General features: G+C 53.1%; 26 protein-coding genes. 8 read left to right on the top strand and 18 right to left on the bottom strand.

The features are described 5' to 3' along the window. Positions 1–145 precede the first annotated feature (145 nt). Positions 146–1,690: an asparagine synthase-related protein gene (locus EI42_RS01370; RefSeq protein WP_111318028.1), complete on the bottom strand. Its 1,545-nt coding sequence runs from the start codon at positions 1,688–1,690 to the stop codon at positions 146–148. Between the two features lie 39 nt (positions 1,691–1,729). Next, positions 1,730–1,972, bottom strand: coding sequence for a hypothetical protein (locus tag EI42_RS33035; protein ID WP_146505328.1), 243 nt, complete (start codon positions 1,970–1,972; stop codon positions 1,730–1,732). Between EI42_RS33035 and EI42_RS01365 the strand changes: the two genes are divergently transcribed. After that, positions 1,953–2,879 (top strand): C39 family peptidase, encoded by a 927-nt coding sequence (locus tag EI42_RS01365; RefSeq protein ID WP_111318025.1) that lies wholly within the window; start codon positions 1,953–1,955, stop codon positions 2,877–2,879. The genes EI42_RS33035 and EI42_RS01365 overlap by 20 nt on opposite strands. Positions 2,880–2,912: 33 nt before the next feature. Here the strand turns inward: EI42_RS01365 and EI42_RS01360 are convergent, their stop codons facing one another. From EI42_RS01360 to EI42_RS01345, 4 genes are read right to left on the bottom strand one after another with little or no spacing between them, the layout of a single operon-like run. After that, on the bottom strand, positions 2,913–3,743 hold the full coding sequence (locus tag EI42_RS01360) for a PIG-L deacetylase family protein (protein WP_111318022.1): 831 nt from the start codon (positions 3,741–3,743) through the stop codon (positions 2,913–2,915). A 34-nt stretch (positions 3,744–3,777) separates the two neighbouring features. Then, positions 3,778–4,557, bottom strand: coding sequence for a lipoate--protein ligase family protein (locus EI42_RS01355; RefSeq protein WP_170142271.1), 780 nt, complete (start codon positions 4,555–4,557; stop codon positions 3,778–3,780). Then, positions 4,529–5,869 carry an MFS transporter gene (locus tag EI42_RS01350; RefSeq protein ID WP_111318017.1) on the bottom strand — a complete coding sequence of 447 codons (1,341 nt, stop codon included), beginning with the start codon at positions 5,867–5,869 and terminating at the stop codon, positions 4,529–4,531. Before EI42_RS01350 ends, EI42_RS01355 begins: the two co-directional genes overlap by 29 nt. A 33-nt stretch (positions 5,870–5,902) precedes the next feature. Beyond that, positions 5,903–6,331 carry a helix-turn-helix domain-containing protein gene (locus EI42_RS01345; protein WP_170142270.1) on the bottom strand — a complete coding sequence of 143 codons (429 nt, stop codon included), beginning with the start codon at positions 6,329–6,331 and terminating at the stop codon, positions 5,903–5,905. 472 nt (positions 6,332–6,803) lie between these two features. Between EI42_RS01345 and EI42_RS01340 the strand changes: the two genes are divergently transcribed. Together EI42_RS01340 and EI42_RS01335 are read left to right on the top strand one after the other, a co-directional pair. Continuing rightward, the gene (locus EI42_RS01340) at positions 6,804–7,601 is read left to right on the top strand and encodes a hypothetical protein (protein ID WP_111318011.1); all 798 of its coding nucleotides are present in this window, start codon (positions 6,804–6,806) and stop codon (positions 7,599–7,601) included. A gap of 142 nt (positions 7,602–7,743) precedes the next feature. Beyond that, the gene (locus EI42_RS01335; protein ID WP_111318008.1) at positions 7,744–8,808 is read left to right on the top strand and encodes a THUMP domain-containing class I SAM-dependent methyltransferase; all 1,065 of its coding nucleotides are present in this window, start codon (positions 7,744–7,746) and stop codon (positions 8,806–8,808) included. Between the two features lie 55 nt (positions 8,809–8,863). Here EI42_RS01335 and EI42_RS01330 read toward each other — a convergent pair whose 3' ends face one another. The 6 genes from EI42_RS01330 to EI42_RS01305 all read right to left on the bottom strand — a co-directional run bounded on the left by EI42_RS01330 (position 8,864) and on the right by EI42_RS01305 (position 13,986). After that, a complete protein-coding gene (locus EI42_RS01330) occupies positions 8,864–9,265 on the bottom strand; it encodes a diacylglycerol kinase family protein (RefSeq protein ID WP_111318005.1) in 402 nt (133 codons plus the stop codon). Then, positions 9,249–9,806: an rRNA maturation RNase YbeY gene (gene ybeY, locus EI42_RS01325; protein ID WP_111318002.1), complete on the bottom strand. Its 558-nt coding sequence runs from the start codon at positions 9,804–9,806 to the stop codon at positions 9,249–9,251. The genes EI42_RS01330 and ybeY overlap by 17 nt, the downstream gene beginning before the upstream one ends. A gap of 110 nt (positions 9,807–9,916) precedes the next feature. Beyond that, positions 9,917–10,099 carry a 30S ribosomal protein S21 gene (gene rpsU, locus EI42_RS01320; RefSeq protein ID WP_111317999.1) on the bottom strand — a complete coding sequence of 61 codons (183 nt, stop codon included), beginning with the start codon at positions 10,097–10,099 and terminating at the stop codon, positions 9,917–9,919. Between the two features lie 110 nt (positions 10,100–10,209). After that, the gene (locus tag EI42_RS01315; RefSeq protein WP_170142269.1) at positions 10,210–11,334 is read right to left on the bottom strand and encodes a lysylphosphatidylglycerol synthase transmembrane domain-containing protein; all 1,125 of its coding nucleotides are present in this window, start codon (positions 11,332–11,334) and stop codon (positions 10,210–10,212) included. A gap of 22 nt (positions 11,335–11,356) precedes the next feature. Beyond that, positions 11,357–12,955: an O-antigen ligase family protein gene (locus tag EI42_RS01310; RefSeq protein WP_111317993.1), complete on the bottom strand. Its 1,599-nt coding sequence runs from the start codon at positions 12,953–12,955 to the stop codon at positions 11,357–11,359. Between the two features lie 80 nt (positions 12,956–13,035). After that, positions 13,036–13,986: a UDP-glucuronic acid decarboxylase family protein gene (locus EI42_RS01305; protein WP_111317990.1), complete on the bottom strand. Its 951-nt coding sequence runs from the start codon at positions 13,984–13,986 to the stop codon at positions 13,036–13,038. Between the two features lie 217 nt (positions 13,987–14,203). Between EI42_RS01305 and EI42_RS01300 the strand changes: the two genes are divergently transcribed. Continuing rightward, on the top strand, positions 14,204–15,196 hold the full coding sequence (locus tag EI42_RS01300) for an ornithine cyclodeaminase family protein (protein ID WP_170142268.1): 993 nt from the start codon (positions 14,204–14,206) through the stop codon (positions 15,194–15,196). A 110-nt stretch (positions 15,197–15,306) separates the two neighbouring features. Here the strand turns inward: EI42_RS01300 and EI42_RS01295 are convergent, their stop codons facing one another. The 4 genes from EI42_RS01295 to EI42_RS01280 all read right to left on the bottom strand — a co-directional run bounded on the left by EI42_RS01295 (position 15,307) and on the right by EI42_RS01280 (position 19,405). Continuing rightward, positions 15,307–15,966 carry a CPBP family intramembrane glutamic endopeptidase gene (locus tag EI42_RS01295; RefSeq protein WP_111317984.1) on the bottom strand — a complete coding sequence of 220 codons (660 nt, stop codon included), beginning with the start codon at positions 15,964–15,966 and terminating at the stop codon, positions 15,307–15,309. Between the two features lie 25 nt (positions 15,967–15,991). After that, positions 15,992–16,648, bottom strand: coding sequence for a DUF6483 family protein (locus EI42_RS01290; RefSeq protein ID WP_111317981.1), 657 nt, complete (start codon positions 16,646–16,648; stop codon positions 15,992–15,994). Positions 16,649–16,707: 59 nt separating this feature from the next. Further along, positions 16,708–18,231: a glutamate--tRNA ligase gene (gene gltX, locus EI42_RS01285; RefSeq protein ID WP_111317978.1), complete on the bottom strand. Its 1,524-nt coding sequence runs from the start codon at positions 18,229–18,231 to the stop codon at positions 16,708–16,710. A gap of 139 nt (positions 18,232–18,370) precedes the next feature. Beyond that, a complete protein-coding gene (locus tag EI42_RS01280; protein ID WP_170142267.1) occupies positions 18,371–19,405 on the bottom strand; it encodes an SDR family NAD(P)-dependent oxidoreductase in 1,035 nt (344 codons plus the stop codon). Positions 19,406–19,714: 309 nt separating this feature from the next. Here EI42_RS01280 and EI42_RS01275 point away from each other — a divergent pair, with 309 nt between their 5' ends. Next, on the top strand, positions 19,715–20,218 hold the full coding sequence (locus EI42_RS01275) for a hypothetical protein (RefSeq protein WP_111317972.1): 504 nt from the start codon (positions 19,715–19,717) through the stop codon (positions 20,216–20,218). A gap of 88 nt (positions 20,219–20,306) precedes the next feature. Here EI42_RS01275 and EI42_RS01270 read toward each other — a convergent pair whose 3' ends face one another. Further along, the gene (locus tag EI42_RS01270) at positions 20,307–21,410 is read right to left on the bottom strand and encodes a tetratricopeptide repeat protein (RefSeq protein ID WP_111317970.1); all 1,104 of its coding nucleotides are present in this window, start codon (positions 21,408–21,410) and stop codon (positions 20,307–20,309) included. A gap of 231 nt (positions 21,411–21,641) precedes the next feature. On the opposite strand from EI42_RS01270, the gene lysA reads away from it, so the two are divergent. Together lysA and EI42_RS01260 are read left to right on the top strand one after the other, a co-directional pair. Then, positions 21,642–22,988: a diaminopimelate decarboxylase gene (lysA, locus tag EI42_RS01265; RefSeq protein WP_111317967.1), complete on the top strand. Its 1,347-nt coding sequence runs from the start codon at positions 21,642–21,644 to the stop codon at positions 22,986–22,988. Positions 22,989–23,024: 36 nt separating this feature from the next. After that, complete coding sequence (locus EI42_RS01260; RefSeq protein WP_111317964.1) at positions 23,025–23,561, top strand: hypothetical protein; 537 nt, start codon at positions 23,025–23,027, stop codon at positions 23,559–23,561. 20 nt (positions 23,562–23,581) lie between these two features. On the opposite strand, the gene EI42_RS01255 is transcribed toward EI42_RS01260, so the two are convergent. After that, a complete protein-coding gene (locus EI42_RS01255; protein WP_111317961.1) occupies positions 23,582–24,121 on the bottom strand; it encodes a bifunctional nuclease family protein in 540 nt (179 codons plus the stop codon). 368 nt (positions 24,122–24,489) lie between these two features. Between EI42_RS01255 and lexA the strand changes: the two genes are divergently transcribed. Beyond that, the gene (lexA, locus tag EI42_RS01250; protein WP_111317958.1) at positions 24,490–25,134 is read left to right on the top strand and encodes a transcriptional repressor LexA; all 645 of its coding nucleotides are present in this window, start codon (positions 24,490–24,492) and stop codon (positions 25,132–25,134) included. Positions 25,135–25,396 lie beyond the last annotated feature (262 nt).

Raw genomic sequence — 25,396 nt, 5'->3', positions numbered from 1 at the left:
GCTACAGGAAGGCCTCCCCTTTTATCATACTCTCCACTGCACTAACTGTCCAATAAGCGTGGATTTGCTCCCTGTTGCATGCTCTCTTGCTTTCACGTCCCTGGGGCCTTCGCCGTTTTGCATGGGGCTATCGTTTTATTGCCTGCTAGATACTCACGTGAAAGATACGCAGAAAGAGCTGTGTGGTAAACACGAGCAGCAGCTTTCTCCGATGTTCTTCCGTCTGAGGTCGCTTGAGTATGGCCTTGAGCGCTTCAGGATCAAAGAGACCGGTCTGACGGAGTGCCGCAGGCCCGATCAGATCATATACCAGCTCCAGGTTCTCCGGCGTTGTCACGGGCCCATGAAGCGAGAGCGAGGATCTGGCTTCTAATCCTTTGGCGACGTGCTTTCTGACCAGATGGGCAATGGGGTGATCGCGCCGTGTATAGGCTTGAGTTTTTTGTGAGAGCTGAACCAGTAGTGGCATGACATGCGGATGCAGATAAGGAGAGCGCAGAGCCATTTGTTCCTGTGAGGCCAGATGTTGAGCCGGTGTCACCACCTGGTCGGGAAGGCGCATGTGCAACTCAAGGTAGGCGGTCGGATCATCCAGCTTTCCGGCAGCACGTTCCAGCTTGCGAGCGTATAACGTCTTTTCCCAGGCAGTTTCAGCCTCAAGCATGCGAGTGGCATCTTGCGTCCAGAGTGAGCCGGTGGTCATGCCGAGCTGCTTCTTATAGTACGAAAAAAGGTTTTCAGAGTGTGTGCCGTTGCTTTTCGTGGGGCGCTTTGGTTCGCCAAGCAGCAGGCGTGCACCAAGCCCGGAAAGCGCGATACGGGCCTGTGTCTCGACGGCAGCCGTATGCAGGAGTTGATGGAGCGTGAGCGCCGTATCATCAACACAGGGGCTTTCCAGGCTGGCGATAGTGGCGGCCCAGTAGTCCGGGTGATCGACTCTGCCAACTGCCAGCCAGGGCAGGCCACAGGCTTCTGCAACCTGCTCGGCAATTTGCCATTCTGGACCATGCTTCTTCCAGCCGATTGAGGCGACGGTAAAGGGGCGCAGATGGGCAGCGAGAGCAATCGCCAGGGTTGAGGCGCTTCCTCCGCTTCCCAGACCCACGGGCAACAGTTCGGGGGAAAGATACTCGGTCGTAGCCTGCTGAAGCTGGTCATAGAGCTCTTCAAGTGGGACCTCGGCCAGCTCCTTTGGAAGGAGATCGCTTGTTCGATTGAGGACTACTTTACCACGCTGCCAGCGAAGGAGCGCACCTGCGGGCACAACCTGAATATCTCGAAAGGCGGTCAAAGGGGCGGGCAGAAAGCCGTAGTGTTGCAGCGCTGCCAGGGCTGCAAGGTTGAGCCGACGTGGCGGGTTGAGCGCCAGCAGCGCCTTGATCTCGCTGGCAAAGACCAGATTCCCCTGTGCGGGCCAATCTTGCAGAAAATAGAGCACATGCTGACCGTTCAGGGGGCGGCGATAGGTAAGCGTGCGATGTTCGGGCACCCAGTCGAGGAGAGGCGGTTCGTGTCGTTGGGGTGCTGCATATGCAGGATCGACACAGGTCAACAGTCCTGCGCCGGGAGTAATGCTATAGGTTGGCTCTGTCCCATGTCTACCAAGCACTGTCCCCATTGCTTCCAGAGCCTCACGAATAATATCTTCAGGAACCTGTTCGCCAGTAATCCAGCCTGCCAGTCGTACCATAAATGAACCTCTTCACCATCTTTTCTACAGGGCGACTCCTCACCTTGCTACCATCATCATATAGCACGTTTGTCCCTTTTTGGCAGCGGAGAGGGGACCATTGGGGGGAGCAGAAGCGGCCCATTGATCGATATTGGCAAGTAATGGTATAGTTTGATTAAAAGAAAATGGATACCCGTAGCGCTTCCAGGCTACTTCCGGGGTATAAGGAGAACGCGCATGGTAAGCCCATCCGGCATGCTTTCTACAGGGAAGGAGAAAGATGATTAGCCTCGTCGTCATACTCCTCATCATCTCATTGGTCATCGTTGCACTTGGCCTCTGGCTCTCCCCTCGCTTTCATAGTTCCGTTCCTCGCTACACAGTCAGGAATGTACAGCGTCGCTCGACGGCGCTGGTGCGGGCTCCTCGGGCCGCACTCTCAACAACTGGTTATCGAGCGGGACCGAGCGCCTCTGTGTTTCCTGCGGCTGAGGTTCTGGGCTTACATAAGCCGCGTACGGTCGTGAGCCTGATTCTGTTGTTGCTGGCATTCTCGGTTGCAGGCCTCTGGGTCTATAAGGTCGTCCTGCCCGGCAATGTGGGCATTACGCCAATGCAGTGGCCGGATGCAGCAGTTTCGCAGACACCGCCAACTTCCGCGAGCACCTCACCGATTATGCCCCCTGCAAGACCTGCCTCGAAGTTCCTGACGCGGTTGAGTCAGCTTGACCCGAATCAATACAGCTCGCAACAGGAATTTGAGACGTGGGGATATTCGGCCTGTTCCGCTGCCTCGATGACGATGGTAATCAACTCGTATAACAAGGCGAATGGCGCAAATAAGCAGTATCGCGTTACTGACATCCTCAAGGAAGAGATCGCGGTGCATGCCATCACGCCTGAACTGGGCTTGCTGGAACCACAGGGGATTGACCGAACAGTTGCTCGCTTCAACTTCAAGACCACATGGCTCAATAAGGCCTCTCCCGCTGATCTGGTGAAGATCGCGAACAGCGGCCATCCGATCATTATCGGTTTTCCGCCTGAGCGTTGGGCTGGTGGTCATTTGCTGGTGGTGCGTGGTGGAGATACCAATAAGCAACAGGTGTTTCTGGCCGACTCATCCAGCCTGAACATGCAGGTGATGGATTATAAGACCTTCTTGAAGTACTGGGTCGGCTTCGCAGTTGTTGCCAGTCCAAAATAAAGAAAGCAGGGACTTCGTAGTCCCTGCTCCTGATCAGGCCATTTCTGTCGGTGCCTCTTCCTGCGGCTCGGCAGGTGGAACGTGTAATTTGATCCGGCGGAATGCCTCTGCATACTGCATATCCAGCCCCATCTTCTCTTTCGCCTCTCGTGCGATCTCAGCCGCCCGAGTTTTGATCGACGTGTGCATATCAGCATCAGGGCCAAACTGGGTGACATGGCACTCAAGCGCTTTCCCCTTGAGATCAATCGTCTCGGTTACATCAACGTAGGTATTGATCTGTGCGCTGAAGAAAAGATAGAGCTCATGAACGCGATAGGGCTCTAATCCTTCTGTCAGTAATTCTCGATAGGCGCGAGGATTTCCGACTGCCGGGAAAATGGCGTCAAGGACGATATTCCCGGTTGCGCGGTGGTCCGGGTGATTGAGATAGGCGGTCGCGTTGGGTTCGGTGTTGGGGTCAGGCGCAAGAATATGCTGTGAAGGATCATGCGTAAATACAACACGGGGACGATATTTGCGAATCAGCTTGACGATTGCCTTGCGTGCGGCCTCGCTATTGGTCAGATGCCCATCGGGGAAGCGCAGGAATTCAACCTGTTTGACGCCAAGCACCTCCGCTGCCATCCTCTGTTCTTGCTCTCGCATCAGCATAAACTCGGTATCGGGGATACTGGGAACCTCTCCACCCTCTGTACCATCGGTCATTACAACCCAGACAACCTTTTTGCCCTGCTTGGCCCACAGAGCGCTTGTAGCGGCTGTGCCAAAGTCCGCGTCATCTGGATGAGCGCCGATGACCATTGCCTCATAATCGGGAGTGGTGACTACCTGTACTGCTCCCGGAGCATTTCGATCTCCCATAAAAATGAACCTCACACTAAAGTATTGAAGGATGTCAGGCGCCCTCGGGTACGGGCGTGACTACTTCTTCAAACGCTCTGATTACCTCATTTATTCCGACCTCTCGACCTGCAAGTTCATCCAGTCCTGCAACTCTTTTGGGGAGACCTTCACGGAGAAGAGCCTGTTCTTCCGGTGTGGTTCCGAGCGTTTGGGCCAGTAGCTCGCTCTCCCAGTGCATCACTACCCCTGCTTGAAGCAGGCTTCCACTGCGGCGGCGTACCATGCAGAGCCCGACCACTTTGCGCAGTCCGGTGACAACCTCATAGGGTGAGAGCGTGCCATAGCAGGCCCGGTTCATCAGGCGCTCATATGCCTGCGTTTCGGGCTGCTTGAGCAGGGCGCGTTGCGCGTGCGCCGCCTCCGGTGAAATAACTTCCGTGTCGATGTCCAGGCGGTGTAGTGCCGCAACCCAGGCCTCCCCGAACCAGCGGTAGGATTCAACGATATCATGTTGAATCAGCGGGTGATCGGGGGGCAGGATGACATCCAGACAGAGAAGTTGGGGGCCCACAAGGACGGTTGTGCCGCCTGAACGCCTGCGATAGACGGGGATCTGAAGCTCGGCCAGGGCGCTCTGGTTCAGATGCTCCTGTTTCTGTGAGAAGCCCAGTACCAGACCGGGGCGTTCGGCCAGCGACCAGTACAGAATAGGCTGGTCGCCGGGCCGAATGCTATCAAAGAGCGTTTCATAGCGGTCGATATGTTGTTGCTGATCGGTAATGGTCAGCGGGATAATGTTCCAGTTAGCGTTTTGCGTACAAAACCTGTTCAATGTTTTTCTCCGCGGGCGCACGCAGGGCCCAGCCGATAAAGGCGGAAATGAGGCAGAGGACCGCACCAACGGCCAGCCCCAGAGAGGCGCCGATGGTATTTGCCAGACCGCCCATAAGCAGGTTACCAAGAGGAGTGCTCCCGGCAAATACTAACATGTAGACGCTCATTATTCTACCACGCAGATGATCGGGTGACACTGTCTGAAGTGTGGTGTTGGCTGTCGCGGTAAAGGAGACCTGTGTCAGGCCCACAAACGCGATCAGTATGAGCGAGAGCCAGTACCAGTGTGAGAATGCGAACATGATTTCTAGCGTGCTAAAACCCATCCCGAGCAGCAACCATTGCGCCACCGGTGAACGAGTGCTCCGCGAGGCAAGCAGAAGAGCGCCTATCAGCGAGCCGATCCCATACGCTGCGCTCAGGAAACCATAGCTTTCCGGACCGCCCCGCAGTACATCGGTCGCGAAGATGGGAATGAGAATATTAAAGTTGATACCAAAGAGTGAGATACTGCCAAGTACCAGGATGACCAGCAAGATAATTGGTGTTTTGCCAATATACCGAAAGCCCTCTGCAAGGCTCTGGAAGGTGCTGACCTTGCGCCCGTATTTCGGATGATTGGACAGGTTATGCGTATGTAGCTTGCGCGCGTCAATCAACAGCAAACCGAGAATCACCGGGATAAAGCTAATCGCATTCAACAGAAAGAGTGGCGCATTGCCGAGCCAGGCGATTAAAAGCCCCCCGATGCCAGGTCCCACGACACGCGCCATATTCACCAGTGACGAGTTAAGGGCGACCGCGTTCGGAAGATCCTCGCGACCAACCATCTCGGCAACAAATGCCTGACGCGTCGGCATATCAAGTGAGTTCGTCAGACCTAACAGGGTAGCAAAAATGAAGAGGTGCCAGAGCTGAACGGTTCCGGTGATGACCAGCGTCCAGAGGAGTGCGGCCTGAAGCATTGCAGCGGTCTGGGTAAAAACAAGCACGGTGCGCTTGGGTAGCTTATCTGCCAGGACGCCGCCAAAGAGGGAGAAAATCATAACGGGCAGGAACTGAAGCGCCCCGATGACGCCCAGGGCCCAGGCACTATGGGTCAATGTCAGGACCAGCCACGCCTGGCCGGTTGTTTGCATCCAGGTTCCGATTTGTGAGATCATTTGCCCGGTAAAGAAGAGGCGATAGTTGCGATGCTTGAGGGCTGCGAAGGTGCGAAGAAACCCTTTTGTCGCTTTCTCAACCTTTGCCTCAATCCTGGCTAAATCCTGTTCTTGTAGTTCCTCCTCTTTTGTGGAGATTGTTGTCATGCCACTTCCCTTCTAATATTACAAAACAGATACCTAATATGGTGTATTACCCCCTTGTAGATATTCCTGGCTTTTCAGCCGGGTGAGCAGCGTTGAACGCATATGTTCCAGTTCGCTGATGCGCTGCTCAATCAGCCGGATTACCCGGTAATAGGCTGCATCATTGCAGATATGTGTTTCGCCATTGGAAGGATGAGCTGTCCTGACCTGCCCGTCTGCTTCCTGCAAGAGCTCACGAATCTCGGCAAGTGAGAAGCCGAGCAAATCACGGAGTTTTTTAATCTGCTCTAATCTGGTGATGTCGTGTGAGCTATAGAGGCGATAGTTGCTTTCGGTGCGGTCGGTCGGTGGCAGCAGGCCTACTTCTTCGTAGTAACGGAGCGTACGTTTGGTCAAACCCGTGATCCGGGCGACATCCTCTATACTATAACTGTTTTTGTCGGTGCTGAGATCTCTATACATAATGCATTGCTGTGCGCTTCTAAAACAGATAAGTCTCAATCGGTGTGCATATGCGCATATCAAAATATATTGCTGGAACACGGGAAACAGGGTCGAGGCCAAAGCAGACAAAGGCTCGTTTCGCGGATTCTCCTGCGGCGTTGAGGTGGCGAAAGACCACTGAAGTGGGTAAAGGGTTCCCGTGTGGTTGCACATATATGTATAAGTACATCCTTAGTATAGCATAACCTTCACGTAAACGTCAAAGCAATACGCGCCGAGGATGTGACTATGCAGAAGCAGTGTACGAGGCGAGTTGGAGGCAGGCGTCTGACTGGCTTGATAGGTGCCTGCATGCTGCTGAAAAGGAAGAATATCGGGGGAGAGAAGAAGCAAAAGCGGTCAAGATTCCCTAACCCTGTGGTACAATAGTCATAGCGTTTACCGCCTGACGAACTCCGTCAACCTAGTTGGAAAAACAAGGAAGTGCCATATGCATGATACTCTGGCTGCCTTGGTAGAGAGGGCTTTAACTGGTAATCACCGTCCCCTGGAGTTCTACCTGCGCGATAACAGCCGTTTACCAGGCCCACGTGCAAATCTGGAGTTAGCGGATGATGTAAGCAACCTGCTGGCCTCTTTTGTTTCCAGGTGTCCAGATAATGTCCGTTCTCTTTTGCACTATTTCGTCAATGGTGAACGGAAGATGGTTACCAGCAATTCACCCTCTGAGTTCCTCATGCTCTGCGGTATTATCGGGTTAGGGGTCTGTGCTTCCGTGCAGCCTGACTGGCGGGAAGAAACCTTTATGACACTCGATCATTATGCCTGTAGCCCTTGCTGGCGGGTGCGCGAGGGGGTCGCCATCGCGTTTCAGCACCTCTTGCAGGCAGACACCACGCAGACGCTTGCGCATTTACAGAGTCTGGCCGAAACCGGGAACTGGTTACAGCAGCGTGCTGCCATTGCTGCCGTTGCCGAGCCCATTTTGTTGAAATCGCTGGACATTGTGCCGGGTGCCCTTCAAATGCAGCGTACCGTGCTTGAGCGTGTGCGACAGGTTCCCGAGGGCGAGCGCAAGCAGGAGGAATTCCGGACCTTGCGGCGCTCACTTGCCTATACGCTCAGTGTGGTGACGGCGGCTGCCCCGGCTGATGGCTTTGCCCTGATGCGCGAGTGTGCGTCGTGGCATGATGCTGTGATTACCTGGATTTTACGGGAAAATCTGAAAAAGAAGCGACTGGCGAAATATGCCAATGATGCTCGGGAAGTGGCACGCCTGCTTGAATAAAGAGACAGAAAGAAAGGGTGCTCTCAGCGTGGGGCACCCTTTCTTTCTCGGGTTGTCGTTGCCTCACTACGCCGTTTATGGTATGATTGCCTCCCAGTTGAGAGTTAGCATTTAATAATTTGGAAAAGAAGAAGTAAGGCGGATGGCGTATCTTTGTTATGTCATGACGATGCCGGGATTAGAGACCCTGGCCTTTAGTGAAATTCGTGCCCGTTTTCCCGGTACAGAATTGGTGAAATACTCGCGTGGGTTGACTCTGTTTCGGACCAGCACTCCCCCGGCTGAATTGTTGACATTACGCACGGTGGAGGATGTCTTTCTTGTAATCGCGCATATCCATGGAGTGAGTGCGAAACGCGAGGCTCTGAAGGCGTTGCATGCGGCAACCATCAAGGCCGATTGTGCGCCAGCGCTCTCGATCTGGGGAAGAATCCATAAAGGGAAGCGAGCCCGTACATGGCGTCTTGTCAGTCAGATGTACGGTGAGCGAAAGTATCGTCGGGTCGATGCGGGCGATGCAGTCAGTGGAGCGTTGCGCAAGAGCCTGCCACAGTATTTGCATCCTGTCAAAGAGAACGCGGACATGGAGTTCTGGCTGTGGATCAACAACAATGAAGCGCTGGTGGGGCTTCGTCTGAGCGATGCAACCATGCGACATCGCCTGTACAAGCAGGAACACCTCCCGGCCTCGCTGCGCCCGACTGTGGCGGCGGCACTCTGCTGGTTGTCGCGTCCGACGAAAGATGATGTGGTGCTTGATCCGCTCTGTGGCGCGGGCACGATTCTGGTTGAGCGTGGGCTGATGGCTCCAGCGGACGAGCTGCTCGGCGGTGATATCCGTGAAGAGGCGATCGCGATGGCGAAACGGAATGCTCGGGTCGCAAAGGTCGATGTTGAGTATGGCACCTGGGATGCGCGTCATTTGCCGCTGGATCCTGAAAGCGTGACCCGCATTATCAGCAATCTGCCCTTTGGCAAACAGATCGGAACGCCGGAGAAGAACAGGGAGCTCTATGAGGATCTGGCGAAGGAGTTCCATCGTGTGCTGACTCCTGATGGCTTGATGGTGACGTTAACCAGTGAAGAGCGTTTATGGGGAAGTCTGCTGCGAGCGAATGGCTGGCATGTGCTCAAGAAACTGGTGATCACGGTCTTAGGGCAGCCCGCCACGATCTTTGTCGCGGAACGAGCGAAGAAGAACGCATAAAAGGAGACAGACAACAAAGCCACCCATTGTGAAAAACGGGTGGCTTGTTTTATGGCTAGAAAACCCTCTGCTGAATCATCAGATTCCAGAGGCGTGGTCCAAAGAGCAGGCATCCTATAATGACCGCGAGCAGCGCACAGACGAGTACGGCGCCGGCGGCGGAATCTTTGGCTCGTTTTGCCAGCGGGTGATGCTCTGGTGAGACCAGATCAATGCAACACTCGATCGATGTATTTACCAGTTCTGCTGCAATAACAAGGGCAATAGTAAGAAGAATAAGTGCGAATTCCGCCAGTGAAAGGCGAAGGAGAAAGCTCAGCAAAACGGCAATACCTGCAATCACGACATGAATCCGGAGGTTTCGCTGTGTGCGTAACCCGTACCAGATCCCCTCAAAGGCATAGCCAAAGCTCGCGATAAACTTTCGCCAGGCGGAAGTGTCAGACCTGTTTTCCAACGTGCTCCATAACCTGTTGCTGTAGTTGAATCATTTTCTGATAGCCCGCTTCGGTCTGATCGTCATAGCCCACCAGATGAAGCACCCCGTGCGCAAGCAGATACAGAAGTTCATAGTAAACGCTATGACCTGCGGCTGCGGCTTGTCGCTCGATGGTCGGCCAGGAGATCACGATATCACCCAGATTGGTGACCTCGCTCTCGGGTGTGACAAAGGGAGGAGTTTCTTCTGCTGCTGTTTCCTCTTCTGGTTTCTGCCAGAGCAGCTCGGGTGGAGCCTCAACAAGTGGCTTGTCCAGCAGGGGAAAGGAAAGCACATCGGTCGGCTTATTGATGTTGCGATATTGCTGATTCATCTCCTTGATATCCTCATCGTCGGTGATCATCAGCGTCAACATCACCCGCTGCTGAATGCCTGCTACTGCAAGCGTCCGCTGTACGGTGCCATCAAGATCAAGGGTTTCAAGCTGCTGTTCTAGCTTCGCGTTCAGGTCGTTATCGCCTGTATTGACGTACAGATCAATAAGAGGATGATCTTGCATCGTTACTCTACGCTTTCTTCAACTTTCACAAAGAAATAACCTCCATCTCTACCGAATAGAATAACATTCAACAGAAATGGAGGTGATAGGTATACTGATAATGCACTTTTTTAGCCTCGACGCTGCGTCTTACGGCGGCGCGCGGCTTCCTTTCGCTTACGTTTCACACTCGGCTTCTCAAAGTGCTCGCGACGGCGGGCTTCTGCAAGGATGCCATCCTGCTGAATCTTGCGATTGAATCGCTTCAGAGCTGTCTCGAACGACTCGTGCTCGCCGATTTTCACTTCAGACACCAGTAATCCCCCCTCTCGTGGCCTGTTTTGGAGGAAACAAAAATTATTTTCTGTTTGCCTCTCGACCTGCGCCCAAAATTATATGTAAGTTCTCAGGCGATGTCAAGTTCTCAGGCTTTCTGCTGCGCTGCTTTCCGCCCGAAGGCGATCAGGAACACGATAAGGCCGATGATAAGCACGCTGAACAGGCTGATCGATCGATCGAGCAGGATCGCGGCCGCAGCCTGATTAACGATGTCAGTACCGGATGAGTACAGAGAGATAATTCCTACCATCCCTGCTTCAACCACGCCGATACCACCTCCCGTCGTTGGCAGTGCGGTAAGGAGCGCTTCTGCCAGACCAATCACAATGGCTGCGGCTGTAATGTGCAGCAGGCTGCCTGTAATGAGCTGGAGTGAGAGCGCCACAAAGAAAAAGCGGAGCGACTCACAGACCCAGACTCCTGCTGTCAGTATAGCCAGGGTGGGCAAACGCTTGAATGAGCCGAGCGTCCCTTCCTGGAAATGGTAGTACTGTTCACGAAAACGGGCTGGAACAAGTTTCGCTATTGGTTCACGCGCCACGCGCAGCACGATCAAACCTATGATGCCCGCGATGACCGCGCCAAGCAGCAGTTCAAGGCTCAGTTGTAACTGCGCTGGCATATGCTCGCGAAGGCTGATTAAGACCGCCGGAATAAACAGGACCAGCAGCACAATCAGGTCCAGGAGGCGCTCTGCCAGCACAGTGCCAAAGCTGCGCGTTGTGGAGACGGAGATCTCTTTTTTGAGCAGATAGGCGCGATACAGGTCGCCAAGCTTGGCCGGTACCACAACATTAGCAAAGAAAGAGATATAGATAATCTCGACTCGCTTCCAGAACCCGGGCAGGTGTATACCCGCTTCTTTTGTGTAGCCGACATTCTCTAACAGGATACGCCAGCGCCAGGCACGCAGGCCAAACGAGACATAGTAGATGACGAAGGCCAACACAAAGAGGAGCAGGTTCGCTTTTTGCAGTGCTGCGCCGATTTTCTGCGGCTCGATATTCATCCTCTGAGCGAAGATGGCAAGGGCTACGACAACAATGGCAAGTGGGAGCAGGGTGCGCCAGTTCAAGAAGCGCTTTTTCAGTGAAAGCTGATCCTGTGTAATTTCACCCGCTTCCGCTACGGGAACTGCTTCTGCTGTTGCATTTAGTTCAATATTAGACTGTAATATTGTTTCAGTGTTTGCATTCGTATTCGTTGCCATATTGTTACTCTTTGCATTATGATTAGCCACTGACTGCCTCCGATTGCTCATGCGCCACATTGTGCCCCAGACGCAGAAGCATAATAAGGTACAATGCGATGAGCGATGTCATACTGTGCACATACAGGTTATCCACCAGGTTATGTACACATACTGTCATTTGTGAGGCCAGTAGCCCTACTACCAGCGCTCGATCATTAGCCAGTATACTCGTTTGCGCCAACAGCTTGCTCGCGAAGCTGGCTCCTTGCGCGCTTGCAAACCGCTTCTTGCTGTTGTCGATAGCGCGTTGAGTGTTGCGCAGGATGTATCCACCTGTCAGAAAGATGGTGGTGAGGAAGAGAAGCAATGCTCCTAATCCCAGTATGCCTGCTTCTGCCGCGATATTTATGTAATAGTTATGTGCATGTCCGAGTGGATTATTAAAAATAGTGATAAAGTAGCGATCATAGACTGCTGGATAGTTGCCGATGCCAACGCCCGTCAGCGGATGGTCCAGAAACATATTGATTCCTGCGATCCAGTGGGCCAGCCGCTCGGCAGTCGCGAAATCAGCATCCTGTGGCGCTACCAATGAGATACCAGTCAGACCGAGCTTATTAAACAGTGGAAGAAGGAGGTGTTGAGGTATCAGGCCGGCAAAATAGGCGGCAACTCCTGCCAGTGCACCGATCAGGGCGAGCCGGATAAGGATATTCCACTTTTTTGGTAGCCCTAGCAGGATAAGGAGCCCGATGCCAGCCGCCAGCGCCAGCATCCCACCACGCGAGTCAGTCAGGTAAACAGCGATTCCGAGGATCAGGCTTACGATCCCCGCCGGGACCCGCACCTTCAGACTGTTTCCTAGTAGCAGGAGGGCCAGCGAAAGAACCAGTGTCATATTGAGATAACCTGCATAGGGATTGGGCTGACTGAAGGAGCCGTAAATGCGCAGGCTATCACCACGAATAAACGATGTTGGACCAAGCTGAAATGCGTATTGGAAAAAGCCCAGACCGGCCTGTGAAATGGCCGCCAGACAGGCTATCGCCATCAATATCCAGATTTGCCTGCGGGTTCGCAGATACGTCGTTCCGATCAGGCAGATCAGAAGCACTTCAACCCACTTGATGATCTCCTTCAGACAGAGCTTGAGATCCTGTGCTCCGGGGATAGATAGCAGCATCGCGAAAAGGAGACCAAGCAGTGTAAGCAGGAGAACGCGGGGAAAGGGGAAACCAACAGGACCGGTAGAGATTTCCGTTTTGCCCTTCGTACGCAGCACGTGCTGTAATGCCCAGCTTGCCCCCAGTAAAAAGACCAGGAGATCAGCGCCCGAGACGTTCAATGATGCTGGCAAAAGTCCTTCCAGCGATCCCCAGGGGACAGCGATTGGAAGCATATAGAGCGCGGCTTCAGGCCGAATGAATACCCAGATGCCGATAGCCGCGTAGAGTGGCACCAGCAGATTGAGCGGGCTTGGCAGAAAGAACAAACAGCACAGTGTCAGGAGGCTCCCTATTCCTCCGATGACATTTGCCAGAGTTCCAAACCGTTGTATGTGTGTCCAGAACGCCCCTTGCGTGTGTATCTGGCTACTTTCCTGCGCATTGCGCTCAAAATTGTGCAATTCAGAATGCATACCGGTCCGTTTTTCTTTTAACGTTTGTCGTGTGGGAAAAACGCTTCAAGGCGCTTTCCAGGATACATGAGCAGACGACTTCAGGAAACAGTCGAGAGATCCGGGATCTGCGTGCGGAACCACTCGATTGTCTGCTTCAGACCTTCTTCCATTCCTACCTTTGGTTCCCAACCAAGGACGCGCCGTGCCTTGTCAATATTTGGCTTTCTGCGCTCTGGATCATCAACGCGGCTTGCCTCATAGACGATAGACGAGGATGCGTTACAGAGCTTGATGATCGCCTGCGCATATTCGAGAACGGTATGTTCATCCGGGTTGCCGAGGTTAAAGACCTCTCCTGTCGTATTGGGTTGGAACATAGCGCGCATCAGTCCCTCGACAAGATCACTGACATAGCAGATGCTGCGGGTCTTGCTGCCATCACCATAAATAACCAGAGCTTCGTTTTTCAGGGATTGGGTGATGAAATTGGGAATCATGCGCCCGTCGTGGATCTGGCTGTTCGGTCCATAGGTGTTGAAGATACGGACAATACGCACATCCAGCCCATACTGACGGTAGTACTCCATTGTCAGGGTTTCACCCAGGCGCTTGCTCTCATCATAGCAGGCTCGTGGGCCGATGGAGTTCACATTTCCCCAGTACTCCTCGGTCTGCGGATGGACCAGCGGGTCTCCGTAAATTTCCGAGGTGGAAGAGATCAAAAAGCGAGCATTGTGCTTTTTCGCCAGTTCAAGCATCCGATAGGTTCCCTGGCTGTTCACCATGATTGTTTCAATGGGGTGAGACAGGTAGCCAATGGGGCTGGCAGGGCTGGCGAGGTGGAATATGGCATCGGCCTCATATTCAAATGGGTCAGTCACATCATGATTTAAAAATTGGAATCTATTATTTGGAAATAAAGGCTCAATATTGCGGGTGGACCCGGTGATGAGGTTATCAACACAGAGAACCTCGTGACCTTCTTCGAGAAGGCGCTGACATACATGGGAGCCAATGAACCCCGCTCCGCCAGTGACAACAACTTTCAAAGGATAAACCTCCACTTATTGAAGATGCGCTTTTAGGTACCTTACCCTTATTATTGTACTCTTAAAGGCTAGACGAACCGTACATTGTAGAGTAACGAAATTGCCCGAATAGCTACCCTTTTGATCTATACACTATAATGTAGCAATGTTGCGATATTGCTATTGCAACGTCCACCCGGGCTCTGTGTCGTCAAGTTTCAAGAAAAAGGTGATAGATATGGCTCTTATTCTGTCCCAGAACGAAGTGAAGCAATGCGTGAGCATGGTGGATGCGATCGCCGCGATGCGCACCGCTTTTCAGGCTCTTGCCGAAGGGCACGCCCTGATCTCGCAGCGGAGTGCTGCCCCGCTGATCGGTGATGGCGTGGCACTGCTTATGCCCTCTCTTCTTAGAACGCAAACTCCCCCCTCTTTTGTCGTGAAATGTATTACAGTTGTTCCCGAGAATTTTTCCCGCCAGCTTCCATTAACCAGTGCAACGATGCTGCTGCTGGATGCGGAGACAGGGCAAACACTGGCCGTCCTTTCGGCGGGCTGGCTAACCGCGATGCGTACCGGTGCCGTCTCCGGTCTGGCAACCGATCTCATGGCGCGCCCCGATGCCGATATTCTGGCATTGTTTGGCGCTGGCGGACAGGCCCCTTTTCAGGCGGCTGCAATCCATGCCGTACGCCCTCTTCGCGAGATTCGTATTGTAAATCGTAACCCCGACCATTTCAACAGGTGTTGCCAGGCAATTCAAGCGCTGATCGGCTCTGGCTGTCCGCCTATCAAGCATGTCGCGCTCTCTGCTGAAGCGTTGCGTGGTGCCTCCCTGGTTGCCTGTGCGACCACTGCATCTTCGCCTCTCTTCGCGGCATCAGAGGTTGAGCCGGGTACGCACATCAATGCGATCGGAGCCTTTACACCTGAAATGTGCGAGCTTGACGCCGAACTATTGCAGCAGGCGCGTATTGTTGTCGATCAGCGAGAGGCCGCGCTTGCTGAGGCTGGTGATCTCCTTCAGGCGCTTGCCCGAGGTCTGATCCCTGCCGCTGATACCTGGACTGAGCTTGGAGAGTTGCTGACGGGACAATGCCTGACGCGCCTGCAACCGGAAGATATCACCGTATTTAAATCTGTCGGTCTCGCAGTTCAGGATGCTGCAATTGCTCAGCTTATTTATCAACGTGCCTGTGAACAGAACCTGGGTGTGAACGTCGAGCTCTAAGCTGCTCTCGCCTGGTATCGCCAGTTGAGTGCCGAAGGATGGCCCGCTCATGTCAGGGTCATCTCGGCTCTGTAAGGAAACACGCCTGATATTTCGATACCGTTTCTTGCTCAGACCTCTACTGGCTGCTGTTGTATGGTAGGCGTGTGGCCCTGTCGGCGCTTCCAGACTCGATAGAGCGCTTCATCTCCCCAGCTCAAAAAGCCGCTGGTCGTAAAACCATGCACAATGGAGACGGCAAGCAGCGAGTGCGGCCCCGGCAGGCAGAGGTAGACCAGACTGAAGACGATCCCGGCCAGTCCAACCCCGGCAACGCTGCGCCAGTTCCAGCGTCCAAGCCGATGATAGAGCGTATACACCGCCGTGCTGACCAGCCAGCCCCAACCTATCCAGCCCGTCCACTGGGTGACTGCTGCCAGGAGAAAGCCCCGGAAGAAAAACTCTTCAACCGGGCCATTGATAACCAGATAGTAGAAACCCTGAAAGAAATGATCGCCAACGGTCGGCCAGCGAAACCAGGGACCGACGATAAACATACGGTAGAGAATGGCAAAGACCGCCATCCCGGCCCCCACAAGTATACCGACGCACAGATGAAGCGGTACATGAGTGAAGGTCAGGCCCAGAAATGATGGCGGAAGTTTCAAGAGCCAGATATAGAGCAAGGGGACCAGCGTCAGGGGAAGTATGCGCATCAGGATATCGGGCCACATCCAGCGCCATGAACTGGCAACCGTTGAACGAACAAGCTTTCTCTCTGTTGTGCTCACTCACATGCCCCCTTCAGGTTTTCGGCTACTGCATAGTGCGGAGACGTTGCAATCCCTCTTCGACCTCATCGCGGGCAAGGTTCCCGGCCTGAAGATCGCTGTTTGTTTTTGTCAGCAGGCGCTGGTAAAACTGCTCTCCCTCTTCCCGTATGATCGGATCATTAGGGGCTGCATCCAGCATCTCATAGAGAAGATCTTCTGCTCTGGAATAGTGGCCCTGATGTTCAAAATAGCGGAAGACAAGCTGCTTTGTCTCCTGTGGGATATCGTATTCGTCAAGCTTTTTCAGCAGCGCCTCCACATCTTCAAAGAGTTCTGTTTCAGCGCTTCGTGGTTCCTCGAACAGGGTATAGAGCATCAGGTGCAGTGCTTTTACATAACGGTAATAGCTCTCAGTCGTGTTGCCCATCTCCTCATAGGTTTCTCCTTCGGTTTTCAGCAGGACGGCGGCCCATAGGGCGGCCTCAATATTGAGGCTTCCCAGCGGGGAGAGGGCTTTGATCAGATCTCTTTCACTCAGCGAATTGATCAGACTGGAGGAAAAGCCGGTCATTTTGATCAGATATTCATCGATGGCAATGAGCGCCTCTTCGTGACGGTTGAATTTGCGCAGGCGCAGGACAATTGCCAGCATGCGGCCAAATTGCTCCGCAATGCGCAGGATATAATCCCGGTTCATCATAAGAAGGCTCCTCCAGGAAGGTGGGAAGAAACAATTGTTTCTCCCCACGAGTTGAATGATCAGGCTAGTTTGTTGATGGCGTCCTGAATGCGTTTCAAGCTGACTTCACGCCCGAGCACTTCGAGCATCTGGAAGAGTGGAGGGGTGGCGTTACTGGCGCTCACCGCGACACGGACCGCGCCGAAAAGCTGTCCCGGCTTCAACTCAAGCTGCTGTGCAAGGTCTCGCATAGGCTGCTCCATGATCTCATGATCCCAGTTTTCCAGCCCGGACAACAGCGTATAGGCATGTTGCAGCGCGTTGCGGGTGCTCTCTGCGTCCATCTTCTTCTGAATCAGCATAGAGGCATCATAGTTGATCTCCTTCAGGTAGAAGAAGGAGGTCTTTTCCGCGGCATCGCTGAGCGTTTTCATGCGCTCCTGTTCCAGCTCTAGCACACGTTTCGTATATTCACGATCGAGAGGACGAGCGACGCTATCAGGCAGTCCCCCTTCGGCCTCCGGGCGCTCCATATAAGGGATTGTTCGATCTACGAGCTCGTCAAGCGAGAGCTTCCGGATATACACGCCATTCATCCACAGCAGTTTGTCCGGGTCATAGAGACCAGATGCCACGCTGATGCGGTCAAGGGTGAAGACGCGAATCAGCTCTTCTTTCGTGAAGAACTCGGTCTTGTCATCGTAGGACCAGCCCATCAGTGCCATGAAGTTGAACACGGCTTCGGGAAGGTAGCCCTGCCGCTTGAAGTCGGACCAGGAAGGAGCATTGCGCCGCTTACTGAGCTTCTTTTTGTCTTTGCCGAGTACGTTGGACACGTGGTAGATCCTGGGTGGCTCCCAACCGAGTGCGCGATAAATGGTAATGTGATAGGGCGAGGTGGAGATCCAGTCCTCACCGCGCAACACATGTGTGATATTCATCAGGTGATCGTCAACGATGGCGGCGAGGTGGTAGGGGGCCAGCCCGTTTGACTTGAGAATGATGATATCATCAAGGTTGCTGTTCTCAAATACCATATCGCCGTGCAGCTCATCATGCACAACGGTCTTGCCCTCAAGTGGCATGCTCAGGCGCACCGTATATTTGAGTCCTGCGGCCTCGTTTGCGGCTCGCTCCTCGGCGCTCAGATAGCGGCACCGGCGGTCATAGCGCGGCGGCAGTTTTTTGGCTTCGCGCTCTTTGCGCATCTGATCAAGGCGCTCGGGGGTGCAGTAGCACTTATAGGCATGTCCGGACTCTATCAGTTTATGCGCGTAATACTGGTAGATTGATTTGCGCTGCAACTGGGAGTAGGGGCCATAGGGTCCGCCTATTGTTGGACCCTCATCAATATCCATCCCTAGCCATTTGAAGCCTTGCAGAATGTCTTCAACCGAACCTTCCACTGTGCGGGTTGTGTCGGTGTCTTCAATGCGGAGGATAAATTGTCCGCCACCGTGGCGTGCATAAAGCCAGCTAAAAAGCGCTGTCCTGAACCCACCAATATGCTGAAAGCCAGTGGGACTGGGAGCAAAGCGCAGACGGGGCGGGCGATTGGCTGGCGTCGTCACCTGCTCCTGTGTCCGGTTGTCGATCTGTGTCATCCCAGAAAATCTCCTGTTGCTTACAAAAACTACTAGTCCCGGCTATTTTAGCATAGTTTCCCCTTGGCTGTGTAGCTTTTTCCCCGGAAAATGAAGAGCTATCCGCCCTGCTCACGGATAGCCCCTGATCGAGATCATTTCAGGTTCGGATATATTGCTTGTTCCGGTTGGCGGCCCTTTCGCCCATTGCGGTGAGCTTCTTGCCAATTTCGGTCCTGCTCTCCTTCCCGGTTGCCTTCTCCTTCGCCTCGGGACGCTCATCCGTCGACGGAAGCCCACGTGCGACCAGGCTGAGCGCATCGACGGTCAGGCCCGGGAAGAGGCCATGTATGCGGGTGGCAAGTTTGGCGCGAAGCGTGATAATCTTCTCGGTTTGTCCCAGGCGGGTCGCGCGTACGATCTGTTTGGCGGCTTTGGTCGAATTGATCGCCGAGAAGGGTGAAGTTGCTCCCAGGCCAAACCAGACATATTCTGCTGATCTGTTCCCTTTATAGAAGGCGTTGACGTGAGAACCGGTACGCATCAGGCCCGGGATTACAGTTACAACCTTGATTCCTTCCTTGTTTAGCTCGGTGTGCAGGCCCTCGGAGAAGCCAACCGCTGCCGCCTTCGCACAGTTGTAAGGCAACAGGTGCGGGAAACGTACGACACCGCCAATAGAGGTAATGTTGACGATCCGCCCGCTTTTCCGTTGCCGCAGATGCGGGAGCACGGCCAGCGTTGTATACACCATGCCCCAGTACATGATATCCATGCATTCCTGGAAGTCCTGAAGCTCCATCGTTTCCAGCGGCCCCACGGTGATAATTCCGGCATTGTTGACGACAATATCAATCTGCCCGAAGTGCTCGAGGGCCTCATGCACCATACGCTCGACCTGCTCCTGTTTGCTGACATCGCAAGTGGTGGCCAGTACCTCCGCTCCCATGCTTTCAAGTTCGCGACGAGCGCTTTCTAACGGCGCTTCCTCACGGGCACAAATGACCAGACGCGCCTTCTGCCGGGCGAACTCGCGGGCCATTTCCAGACCCAGTCCGGTGGAGCTGCCGGTAATCAGGACGACCTGTCCCTGGAGATCCAGGGCGTTGCGCCATTTCCAGAGCTGACGCAGGGCCAGCGCTGTGCCAAGACCTGCGCCGATGAACAGAAGATTTTGTCCCCGACTGCGTTTCATTGTTGTTTCTCCTGTACTCCGCTGTTTTGCCATCGTCGACCATTTCTTCAGATGAACACGTGCCATCTACCTTTGATGTGCCAGCTTGAGTAGGGGCGAGTTTTCTTTTGGGCGCTGCGCTCTCGGAAAAGTCGGGCCTGGAGTGTTACAATTAATAGCAGAGAAAAATAATTGTCAGGGGATGAGCTATTTTTCGTCTTCACCTTGTTCTTTTCTTTTGTTTTTGAAGATGGTATGCATTGTTTTCCCGGATCACAATGGCAGCTTTCTGACGTATTTCTTTTCATTGTGAAGGAGTCACCCAGCGTTATGCAACCTGGATCTGTTCGTGTGAAGTCTGGTATCACGCATATTGCACGACGTTATGGCATGATTTTTGGTCTGATACGGGGCCTGTTCTGTTTTCTTTTTGGGATGTTGAATAATATTGTTCGTGTTCACTCCCCGGCGCTTGTTTTCCCTCTTGATATTCTACAGGATTGTTTTTCGTTTGCTCTTTTCTTTCTGGCGGGGTGGCTTGCTTCGTCGCGTACCGCTCGCCCGGGCACCGGGTGTATTGCCGGGGTATGGGCTGGCTGTGTTTCGCAAGTGATTATTTTTGTGACAGGTGCTCTCTATTTGCTGGTCGCACAGTATGCCTATCCTTTACCCGAGGGCTCTGATACGATGGGAGAAATCTGGTCCCCTTTTCTCCTCCATATGGTGCAACATGCTGCACTCTGGGTTGTCCTGGGGGTCGGGCTTGGTCTATTTGGGGGCCTGCTCAGTAGCTATTTGGAAAGGAGTCGCACCGCTACCGAGTCTGAGCAGTGAGCGGTGCACTTTTTAGATAAAGCGGTACCGGCGAGAGATAAAAAGCAATCCAGCGAGATGAAATACTTGCTGCATTGCTTTTTTGTATTTAAAGCAATTGAAGCTCTTGCAGAACGGGAACAAGGTGTTGTTGATAGAAAGCGGGATTAAGCGGCTCCAGCAGACGCAGCCCGTTATAGAAGATCGGCGGCAGTGGTGTCTGTGTGCGCAGGTATACAAGGGTCTCAAGTGCCTCGGCATCCCGATGCAGCGCGACATAGCACATCAGTTGCCAGTAGTCCGCCTCCCCTAATCGGGGGCCTGGTACTGTGCTGAGAATCTGCAATGCCTGTTGATACTGACCGCGAAACCAGTACAGAGCACTGGTGCTGATACGTGTTTGGAAATCGGTGGGAAGCTTTACGATGTTTTGAAGCTGGCGGATGTAATCTTCTTGTGAGCTCTTGAAGGGATCAACACAGAGTAGCAGCCAGAACAGCCACCATTGAAGACAACATCGTCTGGGAGAGAGCTTTATTGCTATCTCGAAATTGGCGATCGCGTTTGCCATATCTCCCATTGCGATATAGGGGAGTCCTCGGTCATGATAGAGTAAGGCAACATTCTTTCTTGTGTTCGGGAGTGCAATAGCTTGATCGTAGGCCGCAAGCGCTGCCTGATACTCCTCCAGTTGAGTCAGTATATAGCCTTTTGCGCCATAGTAGGTAGGGTTTCTGGGGTTAATGGAGAGGGCCTTTTCAATGTTGAACAGCGCTGTTTGGTAGTCCTGAATGTATCGATAGATGAAAGAGCGAACGTAGTAGATCTCAGGCTCATTGGGGTGGAATTGTAGGGGAAGTTCCAAAGTAGAAAGACCTTGTTGTATATTTCCCATCGCAACATAGTTCATACTCTTATCTCGATAGGGCCACACTGCTTTTGGTTTCAGTGCAATCGCCTTATCGAGATCTGCCAGCGCTTTCTGATATTGGCACAGTTGGGTGTATGCAAAGGCGCGTTCTCCATAGAAGAACAAGCGGTTGATATGAAGCGTAATCATAATGCTAGAAAGCGTGATAATGAGTTTGAATGCCTGAAAGCGCCGAAGTGAGTGGACAAAAAAAACGACAATGATTTGCAAGGTGCAAGCGATGAGGAAGCCATAGCATGCGTAGATTACCAGGTTCATAAGCGAAAAATAAGTGTCCTGCATACAAGCACTCCATAAAGGAAGAAAATAAAAGAGTGAAAAACTCTGCAATAGTATAGGGTGATGGATGTAAATCTGTCAATAGTGGATTCTGGCAAGAAAAAGGTACTTCTGTGGTACGATAGAGGTGGGGAAAGTTAGATGATAAGGACCACTCGCGGAAAGGAGCGACAGGCCATATAATAGCAGCTATAGAATTGTTTTCTCTACGGTAGAAGGGAGTCTTCCTTTTTTATGGCTGTATCGCTTTCGCCCGCGCAACGAGCGCTGTTACCGGACACGATGTCCGTTTCTGCATCCGATCCTTTTACTCTGGAACTGGCTGGGCACTCTCTGAAACAGCTTGCAGAGCGCTATGGAACGCCATTGTATATTTTTGATCGTGCGACCATCGTGAACGCCTGTGCACAGTATCGAGAGGCTTTTCGCAGAGAGTATCAGGCATCGTCGGTCCAGATTCTTTATGCTTCTAAGGCATATCTTTCGCCCATGCTAGCCCGGCTGATCGCTGAAGAGGGATTAGGGCTGGATGTGGTTTCCGGGGGGGAATTGCTGGTTGCTCATCGGGCGGCCTTTCCGATGGAGCGTATTTCTTTTCATGGGAACAATAAGTCAGCGGAGGAATTGCGGCTTGCGTTGCGGCTTGGAGTGGGGCGAATCGTGCTGGATAACTGGAGCGAGCTTCGGCGGCTGACGCAGATCGCACGAGAGATGCAGATGCATCCTGGTGTCCTGGTGCGGGTCGCGCCCGATGTCGAGACCGACACCCATCGTTATTTGCAGACGGGGCATGCAACGGCTAAATTCGGTTTTCCCCTCAGTACAGGAGATGCGGCGGAGGCGGTACGAACAATCTTGCGTGAGGGACAGCTTCACTTGTTGGGACTGCACGCGCACTCGGGAACCATGTTGCGTGAGACGCGACCCTATGAAGAGTGTTTGCAGCGCCTGCTGGAACTGGCTGTATTGCTCCATAAAGAGACGGGTTGGTGGCCGCAGGAACTCAGCCCGGGTGGTGGATGGGCGATTGCCACACCGGACGCTCCCGACAGACCCGACCCTGCACTACTGGCAGCCGCCTTGCAGAGATGTATACTGCATTGTGTCGATACACTGAAGATCTCGCAGCCCTTGCCGATGCTGATAATAGAGCCGGGACGCTCGATTATCGCACGTGCCGGGATAGCGCTTTATCGTATTGGTGCCCGCAAAGCGACCCCGGGTGGGATTACGTATCTCTTCGTTGATGGCGGCATGGCAGATAACATTCGACCGGCACTCTACGGAGCATTGTATACCGCGCTGCCTGTAGAGCAGCTTGAGCGGGAGCATGACGTTTCTTTCTGTGTCTCAGGGCGCTATTGTGAGTCGGGGGATATGCTGATAGAAGAGGTCAGGTTACCGGATATGCGGGAAGGCGAACTGTTGCTCTTGCCCACAGCGGGAGCCTACTGCCTGCCAATGGCAAGCAACTATAACCTTGTCCCTCGTCCGGGCGTACTGTTAGTAGACAAAGAGACAATACATGTGATGGAAAGGCGTGAAACGTACGACGACCTTCTATCTCGTTATTGTGATTGAGAAGTGTAAAGTGCTTCATTGTGGAAGGAAGAGCAGATGAGAAGGAAGCAAGATCAACAGCAACACTATATGGATGAGCACGACCTACCAACCGAGCCTATAGCGCGTGAAAGCGTGACATCCCGGAGTTCCTACGATGATAGGACGGTGGCCGTTCCTTCACATCAGCAGTCAGCGCCTTTCTCAAATGGAGCTAGGCGGGGTTATCAGCCTGAGGAGTATCCTCCTGCTGCCGGGACCTATGAACCGGTGCCCGCTCAACCAGTGCGTCCGGTGAAAGCGAGTCCACTTCCCGGTCTGGTGACGCTGCTCTTTGTGCTTGTACAACTGCTATTACTTGTACGATTCTTGCTCAAAATACTGGCAGTGTCAGAGACGGTCGTATGGGCTGTGGCTATCTATCAGGTCAGCGAAGTGTTTATCATGCCTGTACGGTCGCTATTGCTGCTGATACCTGTTCCCATAAAGCTAGATGTCGAGATCTACACCCTGGTGACGATCCTGCTCTATGGAGTGCTGGCGCGGGTTCTTGCGGGCCTGTTGAGGCTGCTTTTGAAGCCGCGTCGGTACTAGGGCTGGCCCGGGTAGTAGGATCAGTCTTTGCCGAATTCGTCCAGGACATCCAGGCTGTTGATAAAATCGCGATAGGCGGAGAGGTTGTCGTCTTCGTCCTCCTCTTCGCTTTCTTCGTCTCGCTCGCGGAGCAGAGAAGGAGGCTGCGGCTCCTCGCTTTGCTCTATGGGCACACCTGCCCGTTCGAGTACGCTTTCATCAACGTAGATTGGTGTTTTGGTGCGTACGGCCAGAGCAATCGCATCGCTCGGTCGAGAGTCAATTTCAACATGCCGTCCTGCCACGTCCAGAATCAACCGGGCGTAGAAGATTTCATCTACCAGATCAGAGATCTCTACACTGACGAGTGTAGCGCCTAGCTCACGGATAACGTTTTTCAGCAGGTCATGGGTCAGTGGTCGCTCTGAGGTTGCCCCCTGTAACTCGACGGCAATAGCATAGGCTTCAGCGTGCGCTATCCAGATGAACAGATACCGCTCTTGATCGACTGCTTTTAAGATGACCACTCGCTGTTGCGTCGCCAGGCTGATACGTACGCTTTCAACTGTCATCTCTACCATAGGCTTTTGACTCTCTCTTTCATGGCCGGGGTCCGTCGAATACATTACGCCTTTATTGTACACCTATCCTAACTTGTTGCGCAAATGCCGGGCGGGCCCCCCTTTGCCTGCCACCTGATGCAGACAGGCTGTACTGTTGGTCTTGACTACCCTTCCCCTTTCTTATGAGTATAACAAAATCTATTCAGCATTCCAACCACTTCTATTTAGCTGCTTATCAGAAAGAAAATTCTAGAAATTCGTTCGAGTACCTACTTGTATTGCCTGGACCGTTATGGTATTATGTTTTTGAATGGCCGTTCTATATGCAATAGGTTCAAGGGTGGTGTGGAGATGTTCATTTGTTCAGAAAGGCAGGGGACTGTTCTATGTCACTAGAGCAAGCCAGCGAGATACAACGCCGGATGTATCAATTTATTGTCGGCTACATAAAGCGTGAGGGGATGCCCCCGACTAATCGTGAGATCGGCCGTGAGATGAATATTGCCAGCACCGGTCACGTTGATTATCATCTGACGATGCTGGAAAAGAAGGGGTATATCGTTCGCACTCCGAAAAAGAGTCGCGGCATTAAGTTGACCAACCCGCTGAATGGGGTGCCTGTCAAGGGCGCTATCGCTGCTGGTCGACCGCTTGATATCTACCCGGACTCCGTGGACCGCTGCGTTGATGTTGGGACTGAAGCGTTTGCTCGTGATAACTGCTATGCCCTCGAAGTCAAGGGCAACTCGATGATCGAAGATCACATTTGTGATGGCGACTTTGTGATTATTAAGCCTCAGAGCACCTGTAAAAATGGTGATATCGTGGTCGCGTTGCACACACAGGAAGGTGTGCAGGGAAGTGCGACGCTCAAGCGCTTCTTCCAGGAAAAAGAAAACGACCGCGTTCGCCTCCAACCCGCCAACTCAGAACTTGAGCCTATCTTTATTCCTAAGAGCGTCTGGGATCGTGAGTGGACGATTCAGGGACGCGTGGTGGCGATTATTCGTCAGTGCAACTCGGCCGCGTAGGGCGTGTCCGCTGGTTGGTGCTTTTCTGCTCGAAGACAGGGTCACTGTCTCGGGACATCGTTTTTGCTTGAACGGTGAAGGCAGTCAGGAAATGTGGACTCTTTTCTCGGCAAGAAATACCTCTCTGCGGGGTCCGCTGACTTGCTGCCTTTTTCACGTCTCCAACCTCATTCTCTGTCCCCTGTTCTTTTACCGCATGAGTTTTTTACCCTTGTACTCTCCCGCCAGGTCTGGTATACTTCATAAAGGACTTTATATGGAA

Origin of the sequence: Thermosporothrix hazakensis, from assembly GCF_003253565.1 — a bacterium.
Taxonomy (GTDB): Bacteria; Chloroflexota; Ktedonobacteria; order Ktedonobacterales; family Ktedonobacteraceae; genus Thermosporothrix; species Thermosporothrix hazakensis.
This window is presented reverse-complemented; position numbering and strand designations above follow the sequence as displayed.